3 protein-coding genes and 2 pseudogenes are annotated in these 4,734 nt (G+C 61.3%); 3 read left to right on the top strand and 2 right to left on the bottom strand.

The features are described 5' to 3' along the window. The 3 genes and pseudogenes from NKJ26_RS33120 to NKJ26_RS33110 all read left to right on the top strand — a co-directional run. The coding region (locus NKJ26_RS33120; RefSeq protein WP_352700038.1) for a L,D-transpeptidase at positions 1 to 194 on the top strand (194 nt) is incomplete at its 5' end. 233 nt (positions 195 to 427) lie between these two features. Beyond that, a pseudogene (locus NKJ26_RS33115) lies at positions 428 to 779 on the top strand (MbcA/ParS/Xre antitoxin family protein). Between the two features lie 4 nt (positions 780 to 783). After that, positions 784 to 1,178 (top strand): annotated as a pseudogene (locus tag NKJ26_RS33110) (RES family NAD+ phosphorylase); the annotation flags it as partial. 101 nt (positions 1,179 to 1,279) lie between these two features. On the opposite strand, the gene ligD reads toward NKJ26_RS33110, so the two are convergent. After that, positions 1,280 to 3,058 (bottom strand): DNA ligase D, encoded by a 1,779-nt coding sequence (gene ligD / locus NKJ26_RS33105; protein ID WP_352700036.1) that lies wholly within the window; start codon positions 3,056 to 3,058, stop codon positions 1,280 to 1,282. A gap of 609 nt (positions 3,059 to 3,667) precedes the next feature. Beyond that, entirely contained in the window at positions 3,668 to 4,456 is a 789-nt protein-coding gene (xth, locus tag NKJ26_RS33100) for an exodeoxyribonuclease III (protein WP_352700034.1), read from the bottom strand. Positions 4,457 to 4,734: the final 278 nt, after the last annotated feature.

The raw sequence follows: 4,734 nt of genomic DNA, 5'->3' as shown, positions 1-4,734 counted from the left end.
GGATCGACCTTTCTATCGAGAGCTACGGCATTCACGGCACCCCTGAACCCGGCAAGATCGGCACGACCTTTTCGCATGGTTGCATTAGGCTGACCAACTGGGATGCCGAGGACCTCGCCGCTATAGTGAAAAAGGGCACAAGGGTTGATTTCAAGGACGGCACGGCGGACGCTGACGGCGATGAGGCCCAGTAGCCGCCACTGATTGCGAAAGAGGCTACGGTTCAGACCTAGCCGTGCTGGCCGCTACATCAATTCGCGACCCGATTCGGGATCAGGAGCCGGCGGGTGCGCTTCAGATCGGTTCGGCCGATCGGCGGACTGGATTTCTTCCGCGCTATTCCCCGCTTCCCCATCCCTCTTGAGTGCCTCGGGGATTGACGCTAAATTCCGTCAAAGAAGTGGCATTCTGACCATAGGTGGCCCAAATGGGTTTGCTACAGTATTCCGACAATGGGTTCTTCGCGCCGCGCAAGATGGCGGACGCCTTCCGTACGACCAGTGAGGAAGTCGTCCGGACAGCCGGACTCGGCAAGGATGCGGTCCAGCGCAAGGACCGCGTCCGTTCCGACAAGACCCAGCGCCGGCTGCGGGAGATGGTCGAGGTGATCAATAAGATCGAGCCGCGCTTCGGTTCGAGTTTGGTGGCTTATGCCTGGTATCGCTCCGAGCCGCTGCCCGGGTTTTCGGGCCAGACGGCCATGCAGCTCGTGCGCGGCGGTTGCGCGGAGGGAGGTGCTCGAATACGTCGACGCGGTCGACGCCGGCGTTCACGCCTGACCCGGTGGTGTACCGGGGAAAGCTCTATCGCGCGCTGAACCCTGTCTACGCGCGCGAGCCGCTGTCAGGCAGTGGTGCCGAACCCTACGGCGGGCGATTCAATCCGAAAGGTATGCCTGCTCTCTACGCATCATTGTCGGTGGTGACGGCGCTGCGCGAAGCCAACCAGGCCGGCAATCTCCAGCCCACGACGCTTGTCTCCTACGATGCCGAGATGGATGGCGTTTTCAATTCCCCCGGGATGAACACGCTCTCAAGGCGGAGGGGATGGACCGTGCCACGCTCGCCGACAGCACATGGCGCGACCAGTTGAAGGGGAGCGGGCAAGCACGGACGCAAGCTTTCGCCCGCCGGCTAATCGCGGGCGGCGATCATGGTTTGCTGGTGAGGAGCTTCGCCCGGGCAGTGCTGGGTCTGCGCCAGCCGCCTCAAAAGAAGCTCCGCCGCCGCCGCACCGATCAAATGCGCTGGTTGGTGCGCCATCGCTCCGGAAGCCCGGTTTAGGCGGCCTTGCTGGCAGCCGCCCTGAAGGGATGGTCGATGTTGAAGGCGTCTGGACGGATATGGTGCTCCACCTGGTTCCAAGTCACCGAATGCGCGATTGGGAAGCCAGGTCGCGCGCGTGGTGAGAAGGCCCCGACCGCGGTGTTGCCGCGGCCGTTGCGAAGGTAGTCGATGAAGATGCGGCCCGTTCGGGCCGAAGGCGCGGCGGACAGCAGATAACGCTCCGGATGAGCTTCAGTAAGCCGATTGGCGAACGACTTAGCCAAGAGGCGAGCGCTGTCGTGCGTGATCTTAATCTCAAGCGGCGCCATCAGGTGAATGCCCTTGCCGCCCGTCACCTTCGGCCAGCTCTCCAGCCCCTCCGCTTCCATGACGTCGCGGAGCGCCAGCGCGGTCTCGATGACTTCATCCCACACCACTCCCTCGCCGGGGTCGAGGTCCAGGACGATGCGGTCGGCATAGTCGATATCGTCAACGGTGGCGTTCCAAGGGTGTAGCTCTACAGCATCCATCTCGACCAGCCCCAGTAAGCCGGCAAGGTCGTCCACCCATACCCGTACGCCTTCGCCACCCTCGCGCTTCTGGACCCGCAACTGATGTACGGATGAAGGGATCTTCGGAAGCGCGCCCTTATGGTAGAAGGTTGCGCCATGAGCGTGGCGGACAAGCTTCAGCGGTCGTCGGCCGAGATGGATGAGAGCCTGATCCGCAACTCTCTCCCAATACCGTGCAAGCTCTTGCTTCGAGGGCGAGACTGCGGCGGGCAGCAGTTGCAGAATGTTCTCGCTGGGAACGCCATGTTGCGGTGTTGCGGCACGTCGCCTCGATGGCGCAGGAGGCTTGGCCGGGATCGTCACGAGGTCTTCGCGCAGACCCTTGAACACCGCCTCGCGCAGCACGCCGCGATCAGTGACGCCGCCGAATTGCACCTCGGCCAGCACCTCTGGTCTGACCCAGGTCGCCTTCGGTTTCACAATAGGCTCCGAGAGCGGCGAGTTGCTGATGATCAGCGGGTCGAGTCGCTCGCGAACCGCTTGCGCAGCGCTCAACGTATACCCGCTTCTTGCCTTCCCGGCATAGAGCAGCCGGTCGCCCTCGCGGCGGCCGATGTAGAGCGATGCAATGCGACGCGGTTGAGCGCCGAGTTTCTCGACAAAAGCGACAATGGGAAAGGTGTCGCTCTTGACGCACTTCATCTTGAGCCAACTGGCCTGAACCCCTGAACGGTACGTGGCATCGGCACGTTTGCAGACGATCCCTTCCAATCCCATCCGGCAGGCATGTTGAAACACGTCTCTGCCGCTCACCTCCAGATGCTCGGCATAGGTCAGTATCGGGGCCGCGTTCTTCAGCAGCTTCTCCAGCACCGCCTTACGCTTCACCAACGGCTGCTCCCGAAGATCGAGCCCGTTGAGGTGCAGCAGGTCGAATGCATAGAAGATGAGCCTTGCCGAGTTGGGATTGCCCAACTCCCGCTCCAAGGCCTGGTAATCCGGCAGGCCGGTATTGCCGAGGACGACAGCCTCCCCGTCGATGATCGCCGCCTTCACCGGCAAGCCCGCCGCTGCTTGAACAATTCGTCGGTATCGATGTGACCAGTCGTAGCCGCGACGCGTGAAGGCCCGCGCTTTGCCGCCCTGAATGATCAGCTCGGTTCGGTAGCCGTCGTATTTGATCTCGTGAAGCCATTCGCCGCCCTCGGGGGCTTTCGCAACCAGCGTCGGCGACTGAAACTCAACGAATGAGAGCCGGCCATCCCCGGCTTCGGAACTCATTGCGCAACACTCCTTCACCTTCGACTCCAACTTTGGTGCTGCTGAATAGGTTCCGGGTAGAGCTGGCTTAGGGGCGGCGCATGTGCGGATCATCGCTCGGAAGGGGCGCCGTCGGGAACTCTTATTTCATCAGTTGCTTGGTATCGATGTCGCTCATTGGTTCTCCCCCAAGCCGGTAAGGACCAGCCGCCTTGGCGTCACGGTATCGGTGCAACAATGTCAAGGAAGCCGTCGAGCAACTGTTGCGGTGGACCAAGCGCGTTCCAAATGGGACTGCGCGGCGCAACTCTGCATAGACGCGATCAGGTGAAACCCGACTTGGTGCGCGAGCATTTCTCAACGCCGCCAAGGAGAGGGAAACCTACTTCCTCCTCAGCCATCTGAGAGCGACCGTGCGGCTGTTGCGACCTTAGAGTTCCGCAGCCTGCTGGAAGCGGTCCTGATCAGTCGACCGGATTGGCAGCCCCGCGCGCAATGAGGGCGATGGTGGGAAGCTTGCAGTCCCTGTGGAGCGCAGTTGGACCCGATGGATGCGGCAAACGTCTAGGGAATTTGCCAGCAACAGAACCACGTCGCAACGCGATCTCCGCCGAACAAGGGGCATACCAACTACATGTCGGACGAGGCGAGCTCTATCCAGGCTGGCGCATGATCACTCGGCTTTTCCCACTCTCGCAGGTCGACGTCCACGCCGGCATCACGCAACCTGGTCGACAGCGATGGGCTCACAAGGAGATGGTCCATTCGCAAACCGGAACTTCGATCATAGCCGCCCCGGTAGGAGAAGTTCCAGTAGGTGTAGATGGCTTTCTGCGGATGGATGTGGCGGACGGCATCGATCCAGCCGATGCCAAGCATTTGGGCGTAGGCCTGCCGGCTCTCCGGAAAGTAGACCGCGTCGCCTGTCCAACGTCTCGGCACCACGGCATCGATCGGTGTGGGCACGACGTTGTAGTCGCCGCACAGAACACTTGTGATCCCTTCCCTGAGCAGCAGCTGGCCATAGCTGATCAGACGGTCGAACCAGCGGAGCTTGTAGTCGAATTTCGGGCCGGGCGCTGGATTGCCGTTTGGCAGGTAGAGACAGCCAACGACGATGCCATCCACTTCGGCCTCGATATACCGGCTATGAGTATCGTCAGGATCCCCCGGCAGGCCGCGTCGCCGTTCCAGCGGCTCCTTTCCCCGGGCGAGTACAGCGACGCCGTTGTAGGACTTTTGCCCGTGCCAGATCGCGCCGTAACCGGCGTTCCTGATGGCTTCGGCGGGAAATTTGTCATCCGAGGTCTTCAACTCCTGAAGGCATACGATGTCATAGTTGGTTTGCTCCAGCCACTTGATGAGCACGGGCAGCCGACCGTTCACGCCGTTGACGTTGAAGGTTGCGATGCGTGTCATTCGACCTCTGGCGGTTTGAGCATGGAAGGCTCGGAGCTTGACTGTGCCACCATGCTGCCGATGGGGGAGTTGTTGGCCCTCCGTGTAGGGATTGACGGCAACACCAATCCTGTTCCAGTCGTTTCGTACCGACGCATCAGTACCCGCACATGGCCTCGGCCGCTGTCTCACCTCTGATGAGACATCGTTCATCGACTCTTCTTAACCGCCGAGTGTGGGGAAAGTTTCCTGCGCAGGGCTTAACGTTGGGCATGACCTTTGTCGCCGTATTCCTGCGG

Origin of the sequence: Mesorhizobium sp. M0152, assembly GCF_040322415.1 — a bacterium.
Lineage (GTDB): Bacteria > Pseudomonadota > Alphaproteobacteria > Rhizobiales > Rhizobiaceae > Mesorhizobium.
The sequence above is the reverse complement of the archived record's forward strand: the minus strand, read 5'-3'. Positions and strand labels throughout refer to the sequence as shown.

Excerpts from the sequence above, each read along its gene's own strand:
- ligD (WP_352700036.1), bottom strand. The coding sequence starts at position 3,058 with ATGAGTTCCGAAGCCGGGGATGGCCGGCTCTCATTCGTTGAGTTTCAG.
- xth (WP_352700034.1), bottom strand. The coding sequence starts at position 4,456 with ATGACACGCATCGCAACCTTCAACGTCAACGGCGTGAACGGTCGGCTG.